This is a genomic window from Lamprobacter sp., assembly GCF_034860625.1.
In the GTDB taxonomy this organism is placed as follows: domain Bacteria; phylum Pseudomonadota; class Gammaproteobacteria; order Chromatiales; family Chromatiaceae; genus Lamprobacter.
This window is the reverse complement of the sequence record NZ_JAYESN010000399.1, coordinates 1-2,050: the sequence shown is the minus strand read 5'-3', so window position 1 is coordinate 2,050 and position 2,050 is coordinate 1. Positions and strand designations below refer to the sequence as shown.

The following is a 2,050-nucleotide window of genomic DNA, read 5'->3' as shown; positions in this document are numbered from 1 at the left end:
CGAAGCGCTCAGCGATCTGTTCGCGCCGTTGGAACTGGGCTGGAAGGCGCGCGGTCAGGCCGAGCTGGCGTTGATGGAAGACTTGGTGCCGCTGCTCAAGAAGCAAGCCGGCGGGCGCGAGATTTCAGGATTGGCGGCGTATGAGTAAAGAGGAGCGACCGAATAATGAAGCATGATCTGGTCCACGCCATGACGGAAAGCTTCGAGGGCCACGCCCAAGAGACCGAGAACGGCGTCGAGTATTGGCTGGCCCGCGACGTACAGCAGCTGTTGGGCTACAGCGAGTGGCGAAATTTCCTGAATGTCATCACCAAGGCAAAGACCGCCTGCGAAGTCTCCGGGCATGAGGTCGGCAACCATTTTGTTGAGGTCACCAAAATGGTCGAGCTCGGCTCCGGCAGCCAACGCGAGATCAGCGACATCATGCTGACGCGCTACGCCTGCTATCTGATTGCCCAGAACGGCGATCCAGCCAAACAGGAGATCGCCTTTGCGCAGACCTACTTCGCCATGCAGACCCGCAAGGCGGAGCTGATCGAGCAACGTCTACTGGAGGCGGAACGGGTCTCGGCCCGCAAGAAACTCTCCGCGACCGAGAAGGAGCTCTCGGAAGTGATCTTCGAGCAGACCGGCGGCAACCGGAACTTTGCCCTGATCCGCAGCAAAGGCGATAGCGCGCTCTTCGGCAAGAGCACCCAGGCGATGAAGGCACAGTGGCGGGTGCCGGAGAGCCGCCCACTGGCCGACTTCGCACCCACCATCATCCTCAAGGCCAAGGACTTCGCTACCGAGATCACCATCCACAACGCGCGCACGCATCACATGAGCAGCGAGCCGCGGATTTCGCAAGAGCATGTCACGAACAACGCGGCGGTGCGTCAGACCCTGCTGGATCGGGGCATCCGCCCCGAAAGCCTGCCGCCCGCCGAAGATGTGAAAAAGGTGGAGCGTCGGCTCGCGTCGGCGGAAAAGAAAGCGCTGAAGAACCCTGACGGGTTGGAGGAGCAATGAGCGCGGAAAAAGGACTGGTGCCGAGGTTGCGGTTTCCGGAGTTTCGGGAGGCGAGGGAGTGGGAGCCGAGGAAAATCGGGGATATTTGCGTGACATTTAGCGGCGGAACGCCAAGCACGACAAGAAAAGAATTCTATGGCGGCGATATACCGTTTATTAGATCCGCAGAGATTGGCGCGAAACAAACGGAGCTATTCATAACAAAAACGGGGCTTGCTTCATCTTCGGCAAAATTAGCAGAGAAGGGAGATGTTCTCGTTGCACTATATGGCGCTAATAGTGGCGATGTTGCATTAGCAAAGATCAATGGCGCCATAAATCAAGCTATCCTTTGCTTGAGGACTTTTAGTTCAAACGCTTTCGTATATCACTACCTAACTTTATTGAAAGAATGGATTGTTATGACCCACCTTCAAGGTGGTCAAGGCAATCTATCCGGTGAGATCGTTAAGTCTATTCTGTTATTTATCCCGTATCCTGAAGAACAACGCAAAATCGCCGCCTGCATCTCCTCCCTCGACGCTCTGATCGCCGCTCAGGCGGACAAGCTCGACGCCCTCAAGACCCACAAGAAAGGGCTGATGCAGCAACTCTTCCCCGGCGAGGGCGAAACCGTCCCCCGCCTGCGCTTTCCCGAGTTTCGGGAAGTGAGGGAATGGGAGCAGAAAAAACTTTCTGATCTTTTTTCATTTCGTAACGGACTGAATGCGGATAAAGAGAAATACGGCAAAGGTCATAAGTACATAAGCGTACTAGATATTATTAGCGGAAAACCAATAACGTACGACTCAATACATAGTAGTGTAGAAATAACTGATAAAGAATTAGAGTTATTCAAAGTTGAATATGGTGACATTCTTTTCCAAAGAAGTTCAGAAACTCAGGATGAGGCAGGGCAGGCAAGCGTATACCTTGATCGCAAAAAGCCAGCCATTTTTGGCGGTTTTGTCATCCGAGGAAAAAGGATTTCAGACTATCAACCTTTGTTTATGAGTGCTTTGTTGGCTTCAGCGCATGTTCGGAAAGCGATTAGCTCGCA

General features: G+C 53.6%; 2 protein-coding genes. Both read left to right on the top strand.

What is annotated here, in order from left to right; translation table 11 throughout:
- The first annotated feature begins 165 nt into the window (after positions 1-165).
- Complete coding sequence (dinD, locus tag VBE63_RS28065) at positions 166-1,011, top strand: DNA damage-inducible protein D (protein ID WP_323686277.1); 846 nt, start codon at positions 166-168, stop codon at positions 1,009-1,011.
- Positions 1,008-2,050, top strand: a 1,043-nt coding sequence (locus VBE63_RS28060; RefSeq protein ID WP_323686276.1) for a restriction endonuclease subunit S, incomplete at its 3' end; no start/stop codon positions are given. The genes dinD and VBE63_RS28060, both read left to right, overlap by 4 nt.